Source organism: Mesorhizobium sp. M0019, from assembly GCF_040323975.1.
GTDB lineage: Bacteria > Pseudomonadota > Alphaproteobacteria > Rhizobiales > Rhizobiaceae > Mesorhizobium.
In genome coordinates this window covers 96,447-109,631 of record NZ_JAMYVK010000011.1, presented here as the reverse complement: position 1 = coordinate 109,631, position 13,185 = coordinate 96,447, and the positions used below count along the sequence as shown (strand labels likewise).

Annotated in this window: 12 protein-coding genes, 4 pseudogenes and 1 other annotated feature; of the genes and pseudogenes, 5 read left to right on the top strand and 11 right to left on the bottom strand. The window is 61.0% G+C overall.

The genetic code is table 11. The features are described 5' to 3' along the window. The first annotated feature begins 13 nt into the window (after positions 1 to 13). Positions 14 to 556, top strand: coding sequence for a hypothetical protein (locus NKK47_RS11140; protein ID WP_352576683.1), 543 nt, complete (start codon positions 14 to 16; stop codon positions 554 to 556). Between the two features lie 170 nt (positions 557 to 726). On the opposite strand, the pseudogene NKK47_RS11135 reads toward NKK47_RS11140, so the two are convergent. The 7 genes and pseudogenes from NKK47_RS11135 to NKK47_RS11105 all read right to left on the bottom strand — a co-directional run. Next, positions 727 to 1,001, bottom strand: a pseudogene (locus tag NKK47_RS11135) (type II toxin-antitoxin system Phd/YefM family antitoxin); the annotation flags it as partial. Between the two features lie 287 nt (positions 1,002 to 1,288). Continuing rightward, the gene (locus NKK47_RS11130) at positions 1,289 to 2,278 is read right to left on the bottom strand and encodes a substrate-binding domain-containing protein (protein WP_023679184.1); all 990 of its coding nucleotides are present in this window, start codon (positions 2,276 to 2,278) and stop codon (positions 1,289 to 1,291) included. Positions 2,279 to 2,351: 73 nt separating this feature from the next. Beyond that, the gene (locus NKK47_RS11125) at positions 2,352 to 3,407 is read right to left on the bottom strand and encodes an ABC transporter permease (RefSeq protein WP_031212475.1); all 1,056 of its coding nucleotides are present in this window, start codon (positions 3,405 to 3,407) and stop codon (positions 2,352 to 2,354) included. Continuing rightward, positions 3,407 to 4,924, bottom strand: a complete 1,518-nt coding sequence (locus NKK47_RS11120; protein ID WP_352576680.1) for a sugar ABC transporter ATP-binding protein — start codon at positions 4,922 to 4,924, stop codon at positions 3,407 to 3,409. Before NKK47_RS11120 ends, NKK47_RS11125 begins: the two co-directional genes overlap by 1 nt. After that, positions 4,921 to 5,919: a LacI family DNA-binding transcriptional regulator gene (locus NKK47_RS11115; RefSeq protein ID WP_023679187.1), complete on the bottom strand. Its 999-nt coding sequence runs from the start codon at positions 5,917 to 5,919 to the stop codon at positions 4,921 to 4,923. The genes NKK47_RS11120 and NKK47_RS11115 overlap by 4 nt, the downstream gene beginning before the upstream one ends. Before the next feature lie 364 nt (positions 5,920 to 6,283). After that, positions 6,284 to 6,718, bottom strand: a complete 435-nt coding sequence (locus NKK47_RS11110; RefSeq protein WP_023679188.1) for a hypothetical protein — start codon at positions 6,716 to 6,718, stop codon at positions 6,284 to 6,286. Positions 6,719 to 6,722: 4 nt separating this feature from the next. After that, entirely contained in the window at positions 6,723 to 8,720 is a 1,998-nt protein-coding gene (locus NKK47_RS11105) for a conjugal transfer protein TraG (RefSeq protein WP_352576678.1), read from the bottom strand. A 549-nt stretch (positions 8,721 to 9,269) separates the two neighbouring features. Here NKK47_RS11105 and NKK47_RS11100 point away from each other — a divergent pair. Next, positions 9,270 to 9,440 (top strand): annotated as a pseudogene (locus NKK47_RS11100) (type II toxin-antitoxin system VapB family antitoxin); the annotation flags it as partial. A 77-nt stretch (positions 9,441 to 9,517) separates the two neighbouring features. Here NKK47_RS11100 and NKK47_RS11095 read toward each other — a convergent pair. Continuing rightward, positions 9,518 to 9,700: a hypothetical protein gene (locus NKK47_RS11095; RefSeq protein WP_352576676.1), complete on the bottom strand. Its 183-nt coding sequence runs from the start codon at positions 9,698 to 9,700 to the stop codon at positions 9,518 to 9,520. Positions 9,701 to 10,007: 307 nt separating this feature from the next. After that, entirely contained in the window at positions 10,008 to 10,307 is a 300-nt protein-coding gene (locus NKK47_RS11090; protein WP_352576674.1) for a DUF1236 domain-containing protein, read from the bottom strand. Positions 10,308 to 10,801: 494 nt separating this feature from the next. Here NKK47_RS11090 and NKK47_RS11085 point away from each other — a divergent pair, with 494 nt between their 5' ends. Together NKK47_RS11085 and NKK47_RS11080 are read left to right on the top strand one after the other, a co-directional pair. Further along, entirely contained in the window at positions 10,802 to 11,125 is a 324-nt protein-coding gene (locus tag NKK47_RS11085; RefSeq protein WP_352576672.1) for a hypothetical protein, read from the top strand. A 199-nt stretch (positions 11,126 to 11,324) separates the two neighbouring features. Then, positions 11,325 to 11,531 (top strand): annotated as a pseudogene (locus NKK47_RS11080) (IS66 family transposase); the annotation flags it as partial. Between the two features lie 383 nt (positions 11,532 to 11,914). Here NKK47_RS11080 and NKK47_RS11075 read toward each other — a convergent pair. Beyond that, complete coding sequence (locus NKK47_RS11075; protein ID WP_352576670.1) at positions 11,915 to 12,133, bottom strand: hypothetical protein; 219 nt, start codon at positions 12,131 to 12,133, stop codon at positions 11,915 to 11,917. Between the two features lie 15 nt (positions 12,134 to 12,148). After that, entirely contained in the window at positions 12,149 to 12,466 is a 318-nt protein-coding gene (locus tag NKK47_RS11070; protein WP_352576668.1) for a hypothetical protein, read from the bottom strand. 148 nt (positions 12,467 to 12,614) lie between these two features. Between NKK47_RS11070 and NKK47_RS11065 the strand changes: the two are divergent. Further along, a pseudogene (locus NKK47_RS11065) lies at positions 12,615 to 13,121 on the top strand (IS3 family transposase); the annotation flags it as partial. Then, positions 12,735 to 12,851: a sequence feature (AL1L pseudoknot), on the top strand. Its footprint overlaps the pseudogene before it by 117 nt. Positions 13,122 to 13,185 lie beyond the last annotated feature (64 nt).

The window sequence follows — 13,185 nt, the reverse complement described above, 5'->3', positions numbered from 1 at the left end:
GGAACCGCAGGCCGTGCCGCTCGATTTCCTGACATGGATCGACCGCGATCCGGCCTGGCTGCAGCAACAGATGGCCACGCTCGGCGCCGCCGGCGGGGTGAAAATCGGCAATGACATGCTCGAAACAACAGACCTGGAAGCGTTGAAGGCGGTTAACCGCATCCGCGGCTTCGCCTACCTCGCGGCGAAGGGATTGAACCCGCCCTATTTTGACCTGTCTGTCGCCGGCGCGGATACGACCGTCCGATGCGTCACCTCGCATCCCAGGGGCATCGCGCCCGACATCGGGCCGATGGACTTCGCGAGGACGTCGTTTCCGGCGGAGGCCGCCGACCAAACTCAACTGAAATCCTGCACGGTCGCAGGCAAGAGCGGAGACTATGCCGAGCTTGAGCGGGCGGCCTTTCGCGATCGTTATTTTAACGCGTCGGGCACATTGAAGCCGGAATTCCGAGACTTGGGCGACGATCCTGCTTTCAAGGCCAAGGCGATCGACGAGGGCTTCTTCCTGACGACGGAGGACTATAGCGGCCTGCTGCAGCTGGACCTGCGGTAGGCAGCTGCGACGTAGCAAGCAACGCCTGGCGCCGGCGAAGGGCTAGACTAGTATTGTCCACGTGCTTCGTGGGGGCCGACCAGCGCCAGCACCAGCCAGGGCTGGTCTTTGTCGCCTTCTTCGCGCCCTCCCGGTGTGCCAATGCCAGAAATAGGAATAACAGAAGACGTGTCCGACTTTGGTTTTGGCCCAGAGAGCTCGTGGTTGAGATAGTCGGGACTCGGCTCCATGCGGAGGCTTCGACCGCAGCGATATCGTCCTCGCTGAGCTCCGCTATCAGCTCGACCCGCCTGTCGCGCTTCAACAGCCAGACAAAAACCTCGTAGGCCAGCAGCACGGTGCGCGTGCGGCCGTTTTGGTGATGACGACCGGATTGCGGAACAGAGGTATCCTGATAAGCGCCGAAGTTTTTCGAGACGGCGGCGGCGGTGACGGTGGCGGTCATCGGCGAGACTGCTTTATTCCGGAATAGAGGCGCTTTTCGCGCTTTCCGCGAGTGTCTGGCGCCAACCAAATGGAAACGAGCCCGTGACAAGGCTGCTTGCAAGATCCAGCTGAAATCGCCGCGAGACGGGCTGAAGCCGTCTACGCGCTCAACTGCGTGCCGTCCTTCGACCGCCGGGATTTTCTAGCCGGAGTTTTGACCGACGACGACCACGCCGGCTCGCTCCCAAAAACAACAAGGCCCACTCTGGGGGCCTTGCCGTATCAACTCTGCTGTCGGCCCTGCCCTCAGTTTCCCATCATCTGCTTGGCATTTTCCGGCGTGATCGCGGTCGTGTCCACCGTCACCGTCGGCTCCACCGACGAAGCACACTCAAGCAGGATCTTCTTCGACATCTCGATCGCTTCTTTGGCGCCGGTCGGGTAGGTGAAGGTTGCCGCCCAGTCGCCCTTGGCCACGGCCTCGATGCCGCCGGCCGGACCCGGCAGGCCATCGGTGCCGATGATCTTGACCTGCTTGCCCGCACCCTTCGCTGCGAGCAGCGCACCAGCCGCCATCATGTCGTTCGAGGCATAGAGCACCTTGATGTCCGGGTGCGCTTGCAGCATGGCGGAAAAGGCGGTTTGGGCTTTGTCGGGCACCCAGTCGGCGGCCTGCTCGGCCACCACTTGGATTTTGGCATTCTCCTTCACACCGTCCTTGAAGCCGTTGAGTCGCTCCACCGCCGGCGTTGAACTCGGCAGGCCTTCAAGCACCGCCGCCTCGCCGCCTTCCGGGAGCAGGGTCTTTGCGGTGTATTTGCCCGCTTCGAGCGCGATCTTGTAATTGTCGCCGCCGATGAAGGCGGTGTAGTCCTTGCCGGGGTCGCCTACCGTTTTGCGGTCTAGCTCGATGACGGGAACGCCGGCATCCATCGCGCGCTTCACCGCCGGTGTCATGGGCGCTGCCTCGAAGGGCGAGATCAAGAGCAGATCAACTTTCTGGGTTATGAAGTTGTCGACCTGCGAGGTCTGCGTGTTGACGTTGCCGGCGCCGTCGGCGATCTGAAGCGTGAACTGCGGCACTTCCTTGACCGCCGCGGTCAGCTCGTCATTGACATGCTGGCGGTAGGGCTCGGCATTGTTCGCCTGCGAAAAGCCGATGATGAACTGGCCGTCCTTGGCGCAGGTCTTGACCATCGGGTCGGCCGCTTGGGCAGCACCCGCCATGCACAGGCAAGAGCCTGCTAGAAAGGCGACCTGCAGGGCGCGCCTCGATCCTTTTTCCATCGTTGTCATGCTTGCTCTCCTCCTCGTCGGGCCTAGGGCCAGACCTTGGTTTCACGGTCTTCCAAATGCTGCCGCCGGCCTCCTATCGTCCCAAACCCTCGCGGCGGCGAACGAGGGATTGAAGCACTGCCGCCAGAACGATGATCGCGGCGGTCGCGAGCAGCTGCATGGCGGGGGTAATGTTGTTGAGCTGAAGGATGTTGGCGAGCGCGCCGAGCATGATCGTGCCAGCAACGGTGCCGACCATCGAGCCGGCGCCGCCGAACAGGCTGGTGCCGCCGATGACCACGGCCGCGATGGCCGTGAGCTCATAGCCCATACCGTCATTGGCGCTGCCGAAGTTGAACTGACCGGCATGCACGATGCCGGCAAGGGCGGCGGCAAATCCGGTAATGGCGTAGACCGAGATCTTGACCATCGAGACCGGCACGCCCGAAATACGCGCCGCTCGCTCGTTGCCGCCGACGGCAAAGACATAGCGGCCGAAGCGCGTGGTATTCAGTACCAGGGTAGCAATAGTGGCGAAGGCGATGAAGACAATGGTCGCCACCGGTACCGTGTTGTTGAACAGGCGCTCGCCCAGCACCGCGAAGACAGGTGGCGCCAGGCCGGGCCCGTCGCCATAGGAAATATTAATGTACTGATTGCCGGAAACGACCAGCGCGAGACCTCGCGCCGCCTGCAGCCCGGCGAGCGTGACGATGAACGGCTCGAGCCGAAAGCGGCTGGAAATGGTGCCCTGGATCATGCCGAAGACGGTGCCCATTACCAGCACGGCGAGGATGGTCGGGATAAGCCCGAAGCCGCCGGAGATCATCATCGTCGCGGTGACGACGCTGGAGAGACCAAGCACTGCGCCCACCGAAAGGTCGATGCCGGCGGTGATAATGACGAAGGTCATGCCGATGGCGATAATGCCGGTCTCCGACACCGCGCGCACGATGTTGGCCATGTTGTCGGGCGCAAGGAACAGTATCTCGCCATGGCGCCTCGGCGAGAAGATGACGCCGCCGATCGCCACCAGCACCAGGCCGATCAGGCTCTGGAAGCGCACGATCAGCGCGAGTGGATCGCGATGCTTTGCGGCCGGTGCGGCCAGCACCGGACCGCTCGCAACCGAAATCTTCTGCTCGGACATCACGCATCCCTGCCATTTGCCGCTGCCATCACGGTGTGCTCGTCAACGCCACCGGTGAATTCCGCTACATTGCGCCCCTGGCGCAGCACCACGATGCGGTCGCACAGGCCAATCAGCTCCGGCATTTCGCTGGAGGCAACCAGGATGCCCAGGCCTTGTGCAGCCAACTGCCGCAGCCGCTGATAGATCTCGCCCTTGGCGCCGACATCGACGCCGCGCGTCGGCTCGTCGAGCAGCAAGAGCCGGGGATTGCCAAGTATCTCCTTGGCCAGCACCACCTTCTGCTGGTTGCCGCCGGACAGCGCGCCGACCGCGACGTCGGGATTCTTCGGCCGAATGTCGAACTGGCCGAACGATTGTTTCACCGCCTGGGCCTGGCGGCGCGGCGACATCAGTCCGCCCGGCGATATTCGCCGGATCACCGACATGACCAGGTTGAGGCCAACCGCCATCCTCAGCATTAGGCCACTGCCACGGCGGTCGTCGGTGACGAAGGCGATGCCGGCAATGCGCGCGGCTCTGATGGAATCAAGCTTGACCGGACGGCCGGAAATGGCGACCCCGCCCTCCCAGTGGCCGGAAAGGCCGGTGCCGTAAAGCGCGCTCAGGAGCTCGGTGCGCCCTGCCCCCATGATGCCGGCCAGCCCGACGATCTCGCCTTCATGCACCTCGAGTGAAAGCCCTGTCGGGGCCTGCCAGCCGGCGCTGTCGCGCGCTAGCCGGAAGCTGGCATCGCGCAGGCTGAGCAGAGCCCGGCCGACGGCCGTGGTGCGCTGGGGATAGAGTTCGTCCAGTGGGCGCCCGACGAGCAGCCGCACCAGTTCGGCCTGCGGTGTGTGCGGATCGGTGATGCCGGCTACACGTCCGTCCCGCATCACCGTCACCCGGTCCGCGATCTGCGGCACTTCCTCCAGACGGTGGGAGATATAGACGATGCCGACGCCACTGGCGGCGAGCTTGCGCATGATGTCGAACAGCCTCTCGACCTCGCCCACCGTTAGGGCCGCCGTCGGCTCGTCCATGATCAGGACCCGCGTCGCATAGGACAACGCTTTGACGATCGCAACGACCTGGCGTTGCCCGATCGAGAGGTCGCCGACTAGCCTGGCGGGATCGATAGCCAGTTCGATAGCTTCCAGACGCTTGCGAGCTTCGCGGCGCATCCGCGCCACATCGAGCAGTCCGCCCGAGCGCATCAATTCGCGGCCAAGGAAGAGGTTTGACGCCACATCGAGCGTTGGAACGAGATCAAGCTCCTGAAAAATGGTCGCAATTCCGGCCGTCTGCGCCTCGCGCGGGTTGTTGAACCGCACCGGCTTGCCGTCAATCTGGATTGTACCTTCGTCGGGTGCGTAAACTCCCGACAGCAGATTCATCAATGTCGATTTGCCGGCGCCGTTCTCGCCCAGCAGGGCGTGGATCTCGCCTGGCTTGAGATCGAAATCGACACCGCGTAGTGCCTGGACGCCGCCGAAGCGTTTCACGGCCCCTGTCACCGATAGAAGCGGCGCGCTCATGCCGGCCTCCCGCAGGATTGGCGGGCATGCAGCGTCGCCTGAAGCCGCACCGAGCGGGGCTCTGTATCCGTTGATGCAATTCGGGCGCTAAGCAACGATGCGGCCTGCCGCCCGATTTCGGTGCAAGGCTGCGCAATAAGGGTCAGTCGCGGCTCAAAACAATCGGCCCATTCGAAGTCGTCAAAGCCGACAAGTGAAAGATCCCGAGGTATTGCGAGACCTTTTTCGCGAACCGCTCGGACCGCTCCGATCGTCGCCATATTGTTGCCGGTGACCAACGCCGTAGGCGGCGAAGCCAATGACAACATCGCGCGGGTCGATGCCGTAGCGCTCGCCGTGTCGACGTTGCCTGGCGGCAGATATTCCGACACGTAGGCAAGTCCGTTAGCCATCAAAGCTGACTTGAACGCATTGATACGTTCGCGAGTCGTAGCAAGGCCCGGCTGCCCCGCAATGAACCCAATCCGCTGGTGGCCGAAGGATGCGACGTGATCGATAAGAGCCCGCATCGCAGATTGGTTCTCCACGCCGATCTGGTCAAATCGTTCGTCGGCAAACCGGTCGATCAGAACGCAGGGAACCATTTTCTCGGCAAGGTAGTTGGTGGCTCGCTCTGGGGCACCCGAGGGCGCCAGAATAACGCCGTCAACACGTCGTTGATGGAAGGCGCGAACGACCGCAAGCTCCCGATCAGGATCGTCCTGCGTGTCGGAGAGGAAAACCATGAGGCCAAGACGCGCGCATTCCGCTTCCACGGCACAGATGATGTCAGTGAAATACGGGTTCGAGATCGCCGAAATCGCCAAGCCGACGCTGTTGGTTGAAGCGACCTTGAGAGAACGCGCCAGCGCATTGGGCTGATATCCAAGCAAAGCAATCGCTTCGTTAATGGCTTTCGACTTCGCAGGCGAGACAAAGCGCGTGCGGTTGATCACATGGGACACCGTTGAGACCGACACGCCGGCACGACGGGCTACCTCAACCATCGTTGCCATTGCGGCTCAAACGGAGTGCTGCACGCAAGCGCTCCTCCCTGATGTTGCGCTTTAAGCCCGCTCTGTCCTGGCGGGTATAATAACCATAGTGTCATCGAAACGTTTGCGCAATCGATTCGATGGGCGTTTTTTGATCTGATCAGACTATTGTTGTCTAGAGGGGAGCAAAGCAGACACACGACGTCCGCTCCCCTCACCACTCGAATTCTGTGGGCACGATTTTAGAAATGGTGCGCGAGCAGATTGCCAAACCCGTTGGAAAGATCATGGTCCCGAGAGATGGTTCAATCTGGCGTCGCGCGATGATCGGGCATAGCGTCGCATCAGGAATTCTCGCCTCTGCCAACCTATCTTGCCGGCTGATTCATCCGTTCACTGGCGGTACTGGCGGAACATCGTCGGCTATTTCCTGCCTGAGCCTTGGTCCTTTGCTCAGCCGGCGACCGAGCGCATCGACGAAATTGTCATAACGCTGCAAACCCTTCGCGCGGGCTTCGGCCTGAGCGGATTCCGGCAAGGCTGGGGTCGAGTTGAGCCAAAACCGGACGAACAATGCTAGCGTCTCAATAGCAATTCCGACGTCACGCTCGACACGCTGTACGCGTCGATCGATCTGGTCGAGACGCCGAGTTATCGCCGCTTGCTTCCGCTCTTCGGCATCCGGCGACAGAAACGATGCGAGCGCAGCCTCGGCGACCAGTGACAGCGAGACCTCGCGCCGCCCAGCGTAATCGGCCAGTCCGTTCATCACGTCAGGATCAAGATAGGCAGACAGACGTTTTTTCTTCGCGTTCTTCATGGGCTCAAAGCTCAATGCCATCACTGGGGTCAAGAGCGGCCTGACGTGCTGCGCGCCTCATAGCCTGATCGACACCACGACGGCGCATGGCGTCATCGTCGGGCTCGTCCCGGTCAAGATCGAACTCATCGTCGCGCTGTGTTGTTCGCTCCGGTGCGATGTCCTCATGTTCGGGAAGCTCGGGCTGGCGGCGGATGCCGCCATTGGCCGGATCGTCGTCCTGCTGATCCTTGGCGCGCCACGATTTTTGAGGATTGCCTTCCGGCTCAGCAAAGACTGTCGTTCCGGTCCAGTCGTCAGAGCGAGCGTTTTGCATGCTCTCTCCGGCTTTCGGTGGCGGCAGGACACGCTCGGCAAGCCGCTGATCGGCGAAGTAGCGTGCCTTCTTCGCTCGGATTGGGAACTGGCCCGAGATCATGACGATTGCGTCGGTGGGCGGCAGCTGCATGATCTCGCCCGGCGTCATCAGAGCGCGCGCCGTTTCCTGCCGCGACACCATCAGATGCCCGAGCCAGGGCGACAATCTGTGGCCGGCATAGTTTTTCATGGCGCGCAACTCGGTCGCGGTCCCCAAAGAGTCTGAGACGCGCTTGGCTGTCCGCTCGTCATTGGTGGCGAAGCTTACCCGTACGTGACAATTGTCGAGGATGGAATTGTTCGGTCCGTAGGCCTTCTCGATCTGATTGAGTGATTGTGCGATCAGGAACGACTTGATGCCATAGCCGGCCATGAAGGCCAGCGCGCTTTCGAAGAAATCGAGCCGGCCGAGCGCCGGGAACTCGTCGAGCATCATCAACAAACGCTGTCGATGATCCTTCGCATGGAGATCTTCCGTCAGTCGGCGGCCGATCTGGTTAAGCACGAGGCGGATTAGCGGCTTCGTGCGGCTGATATCCGATGGCGGCACGACCAAATAGAGGCTCGTCGGCCGTCTCTCCTCGACAAGGTCGGCGATCCGCCAGTGGCAACATGAGGTCACCTTGGCCATAACCGGATCGCGGTAGAGGCCCAGAAAACTCATGGCCGTCGAGAGCACGCCGGAGCGCTCGTTTTCGGATTTGTTGAGCAGTTCTCGGGCAGCCGACGCCACGACCGGGTGCGGGCCGGCTTCGCCCAAATGCCGGGTCAGCATCATGGCGCGCAACGTCGTCTTGATTGGCCTCTGTGGATCGGAGAGGAAGTTCGCCACGCCGGCAAGGGTCTTGTCTTTCTCCGCATAGAGCACATGCAGTATGGCGCCGACCAGCAGCGCATGGCTGGTCTTCTCCCAGTGGTTGCGGCGTTCCAATGTGCCTTCCGGGTCGACCAGGACATCCGCCACGTTCTGCACATCTCGAACTTCCGGCTCGCCTCGTCGCACCTCCAGCAGAGGGTTATAGGCCGCGGATGCGGCATTGGTCGGATCGAACAGAAGCACCCGGCCGAAATGTGCGCGCCATCCGGCCGTCAGTTCCCAGTTTTCGCCTTTGATGTCGTGGACAATTGCCGAACCCGGCCAAGTCAGCAGCGACGGCACGACCAAGCCAACACCCTTGCCGCTTCGGGTCGGCGCAAAACACAGCACGTGTTCGGGACCGTCATGGCGTAGATAGTCGTGGTCGAGCTTGCCGAGCACCACGCCATCAGGACCGACTATGCCTGCGGCTCTGATTTCGGCTCGCGTCGCCCAGCGTGCCGAGCCATAGGTCGCGGAGTCCTTTGCCTCGCGCGCGCGCCATACCGACATCCCGATCGCGGTGGCGATCGCCATCAGGCTGCCGCTTGCCGCAATCGCCGCGCCCTCAACAAAGACCTTCGGCGCGTAGGCGTCATAGAAAAACCACCACCAGAAAAATGCCGGCGGGGGATAAATGGGCCGTCCCGCCAGTTCGAACCAGGACGGACCGAGTTGGCTCTGAAAGCCGAGCCGCCATGCCGTCCATTGTGTCGCTGCCCATGTTGTCACGAGGACGAACCCAAGGGTGGTGAGGACCTGTCCCCACAAAATCTTGGTTGCCGGCACTTGTCGTTTCTCCGATCTGAATCACCCGAACAACGAAGAAAGACCGAGTGTCGAGATATGCAAGCGGAAGGAGCTGTCAAAAGCGGCAGGACGTACTGTGAGATAGAAAGACTTGCAGAATTCGGTGCGAGACTTCTTTGGAAAGTATTTCACTTGGGCGGAGAGATCAGATTCGGGTCGTTGCCATTGCGCCACCTGGAACAATCGTGACTGTTCTCATTCTGGTGGTCGTGAAGGAGATCAACTAAATCGCAGATCTGCACAACTATCCCACTTGCGCCTCGAATGGGAAAGGGGTCCGACACCTGGCACATGGAACGTCCGGCCCAGAGCCGCTCGATCTCTTGTGCCCGATCGCACTGTCTGCCGACGACCTGATCACGTGCAGCCGCGCATAAGATCCACAAATTGCAAGATGATCGCGGCTGCGGTGGCTATTTGTCGACGAAAGCCGGCTGCAGGACCGTCGCTGGTTCTCAATGGAGACTGCCGCAACCGCGCCAAAGCGCGACGTTATCGGGAACGAACCCGTGCGTTGGGTTTAGCTCCGCTTCGCAGCGCGCGCTGGAGGAGCGCCTACGTCGATTCGGATCCGACGCTCGCAAGCCGGCAATGCTGGAAGACCTAGCTGCCAGCCGCCGGCGCTGGGCCGCCCTGCCCGTGCTCGATGCTCGCAGCGCCGACGAGATCATCGGGGGCGCGGCCAGCAAGGACGCTTAGTGCGCAATCGATAGGACCTCCTCGCAACCCCGTTTGGACATGGACTTGGAATAGCTGAAAAACGCTCTCGACAGCCGTTATTTGGACTGGCGCGCGGCAGCGATGGCCTGCAAGAGATTAATGCTGCTCATGTCAGGTTGACTGGATGCGGCAACAGCCAGTGCTGCGGCATCGGCCATTTTCGCGACGTCGTCGCTGCTGATGGTTCCGCGCTTTTCCAGCAGGTTTAAAAGTTCGACAACGAGAAGGAAGGCGTTCACGCCATACCGTTCGGCTCTGAGCTCAAATTCGCCCCGCGCAGTTCCTCCGAGTCTCCCTCGACCCTTTTGTCCATGGTTTGATCGCCGCCCGCGGCAAAGCTATTATAAATTAACAACGTATTCTAACCCTCCTTGATCTAGAAAAACCCGCCGTGCCCATCAGCACGGCGGGTTGATCAAGCGTTGCCCAAGGCCTGGTGCTGGCGGATCTATAGATCGATTGCCGCCCGACAGCCTATCAAACACGCTTCGTCCCCGCGCCGCCTAACTTGGTAACGGCGGGCTTCTCCTCCCCAAATCGTTCAGGTCACTGGATGACTTTGACGATCTTGCGTGTGCCTGGATCAACGACAACGGTCCGGTCGTCGACGACGACGTAGCGGTATTTGACGTTCGGGACCTCATGAAGCTCGACTGTGTCGGGCAGGGTTGAGCCGATATTGAGCTCCACTCCAGGAATTTTCACCGAAGCGAGTGGCTGCTTTTTCACATATTCCTTAATCACCGTCTCCTGTTCCGGGTCGATCACCACGTCCTGAGCGGCGGCAGCACCGACACCAGCCAGCAGCAGAAATCCCGCGGCTGCGGTGGAAAGACGCATTCTCATAGCTATCTCCTTGTGAGCTCTCTTGCACTGGACGCGAAACTTTGCGCCAAAGCTCCCCCAAACATGAAGCTTGTGCAGACGTTCCTCACTGAGCCTTCGGTCTAGCCGTGCGTAGGACCAGAGTCTGCGCTGCAGCGCGCAATAGCCCCGCACATGCAGCCACCCGGAACTGTGTCTGTTCGTACTCGGCGTCGCTCAACGGAGGAGCCTATGGAGAACAGTGTCCACCAAGCTCGCTGGCTGCTTGCACCGGTTTTCGCCGTCTCCATCACCTTCTTGGTGATAGGAATGGTTGCTAGCTGATGCTCGCTAGCCAGAAATGACGCTCCAACAGCCCCGAATTTGTATCTGCGCAGAAAAGTCCCTTCCTGCGCTGATAGGATCCGCCCGCCATTCCTCGATTGGCGGACGGATCCTCATTTCCCAGCTGCGTCGGATGTCGAGTGAGTAGGAACGGAAATGGACGAGAACAAAAGCAATCGAGACTTGTTCACTTGTTCGACCGAGGCCGCCTGTCGGTCGATGCGCTTTATGAGGTGGGACATTTCGCGCGGGAAAATGGCGTGTTGCCGAGCCAGGTCAGCAAGCTGATCAAAAAGAACGGCAACGACCGTCTGACCCTCACCAAGGCAGTGAAGAGCTGCGCGATCGGCATTGAAAAACCCGCCGCACTCTACAGCACGACGGGTCGATCGATGCGCCGAGCACGGGGGCGTGGGCGCTGGGGTGGGCTGTGCCCGGTGCGACCGATCGTAACAAACGATACGTGCCCGGCTGCTTGGCGTCTACCAACCGCCAGTTGGGGACAATTTTCGTAGCCGGTTGGGGCGGACAATCATTGCAAATGTCCTCCTTTTACATACCGTTCACTCGTTCATCCCGACGGGCGCTAATTTTGATCACCAGTGACGGCCTTTCTGAAGCATGGGGGTTCCAAAAATCCCTTTCAACAGGCCGGTTTATACCCGTCCGATCCAGAGCTTCGCCAACGCGCTTTCGACCAGGTTTGGAGTGACGAGGTCGGCAGACGAACGCCGTGCGTCGCCAGGAAAGGAGCCGCGCTATTGTCCCGATCTCGAACCTTGGCTGCGCGAGAAGCTCGGCCTGATCAGCCACAAGACAAAGCTCGCCTTGACGATCCGCTACACTCTCACGCGCTGGGAAGGCCTCTCGCGCTTCCTCGACGACGGTCGCATCGAGATTGACAGCAACACCGTCGAGCGGGACCGAACAATCGACGCCCGCCTGCAGCAGCTCCATGGCAGCGCTGTGCCTCAAAACATGGGGCGCCGAAGCGTTCGAACGCAACCGGAAGGTGCCCATTGCTCCAAGCATGGCGTCGTCAGCAGCGTGAGAGTGGCGATATCCGTGTATGACAGCAGAGTTGAAGGCACGGTCAAACACTAAAAGCCGGCGCCGTGTGGGCAAATTGGACGTCCATTGCCGCAGCAATTTTGGTCATGATGGGACTAATTATGGCCGGGGCTATCTTTGCCTCTCCCCCCTTCCCCTGGCCTCCAGAACCTGCGAAACTTCGCCATGCGGGCAACATATCACCATGGCGACAAATAAAAACCCCGACCGGAGCCAGACGGCTGTTCTGAGGCCTACCGCTTAACGCACATCCGCGGTTCCGCTGTGCCGCAGATTTCACCTATGCCGCAATCGAGATCGCGACTGCAGGGCGGCGGCATCTGCGGCGGCTCCAGCACGATGAAGGGCGTCATCACCTTTTCGCCGGGCGCAACCAGCTGCGGTGCTGCCGCTCCGGCGGGGCCAAGCGACCGGATATAGCGGTAGAGCGAGCGCACGTCGGTTTCGTCCATCTTGCGGAGATTGTACTAGGGCATTGGCGGCGCTGCGTCGAAAAAGCGGGCAATGCGCACGAACTCATCTTCGCCGTCGTCTGCCACCATGAGCCGCAGGTTGGCCGGATAGCTCGTCCCCCATGGATCCTGGAAACCGATGTTGCTGCCCTTGAGCGCCTTCTCCGGGTCGATCTTCCCGCCGCTTTCCCGATAACCCATGGTGTGACAGTCGTGGCAGCCGCCGGTAATCGAGACGTAGAGGCCGCGTTCGACCGAAGGTTCCTCGGCGCGGGCCGGGATGTGGGCGAGCGAGAAAAGCACGGCACTGCCCAGCAAAACGATCGTGCGCATGGCATCCCCCGAAGCAAATGCGGAAGAGAGACTATCAAGCCTAGCATCACCCGGGCAAATGAAAAACCCCGGCCGGGGCCGGGGTTCTGAGTGAAACGTGGCGGCTCGTTATCTCACGCCAGCCGCACTGGATGGCTGGCTGAAGCGGATGGAGGTGGACAGCGGCCAACGTGCAGGGGTTCCCCACCGAGATGACGGCGCGGATGAAGGCTCTGGAGCGGGAGAACCGGGAGCTTCGGCAGGCCAATGAGATCCTGCGGAAAGCAGCCGCTTATTTTGCCAAGGGGGAGCTCGACCGCCCGTTCAAAAAATGATCGCCTTCATTGATGATCATCGTGGCGACTACGGGATCGAGCCAATCTGCAGGGTTCTGCCGATTGCCCCGTCCACCTATCACGCGCGTGCGGCACAACACCACGATCCTTCCCGCCTGTCATTGCGGGCGAAACGGGATTTAGCTCTGAAGCCGGAGATCACAAGAGTGTTTGCAGAGAACTTCGCCGTCTATGGCGTGCGCAAGGTGTGGCGGCAATTGAAGCGCGAAGGCTTCGATGTGGCCCGCTGCACCATTGAACGATTGATGCGGGAGACCGGGCTGAACGGCGCCATCCGCGGCAGGCCGTTCAGAACCACGATCAGCGACAAGGCCGCGCCCGGTGACGTCGTGATCGGACCGACTGGTGCGGTCAAGGTCATGGTGGCGACGAGGCCAGTCGACT

Excerpts from the sequence above, each read along its gene's own strand:
- NKK47_RS11125 (WP_031212475.1), bottom strand. The coding sequence starts at position 3,407 with ATGTCCGAGCAGAAGATTTCGGTTGCGAGCGGTCCGGTGCTGGCCGCA.
- NKK47_RS11120 (WP_352576680.1), bottom strand. The coding sequence starts at position 4,924 with ATGAGCGCGCCGCTTCTATCGGTGACAGGGGCCGTGAAACGCTTCGGC.
- NKK47_RS11070 (WP_352576668.1), bottom strand. The coding sequence starts at position 12,466 with ATGCGCACGATCGTTTTGCTGGGCAGTGCCGTGCTTTTCTCGCTCGCC.
- NKK47_RS11090 (WP_352576674.1), bottom strand. The coding sequence starts at position 10,307 with ATGAGAATGCGTCTTTCCACCGCAGCCGCGGGATTTCTGCTGCTGGCT.
- NKK47_RS11075 (WP_352576670.1), bottom strand. The coding sequence starts at position 12,133 with ATGGACGAAACCGACGTGCGCTCGCTCTACCGCTATATCCGGTCGCTT.
- NKK47_RS11130 (WP_023679184.1), bottom strand. The coding sequence starts at position 2,278 with ATGACAACGATGGAAAAAGGATCGAGGCGCGCCCTGCAGGTCGCCTTT.
- NKK47_RS11110 (WP_023679188.1), bottom strand. The coding sequence starts at position 6,718 with ATGAAGAACGCGAAGAAAAAACGTCTGTCTGCCTATCTTGATCCTGAC.
- NKK47_RS11115 (WP_023679187.1), bottom strand. The coding sequence starts at position 5,919 with ATGGCAACGATGGTTGAGGTAGCCCGTCGTGCCGGCGTGTCGGTCTCA.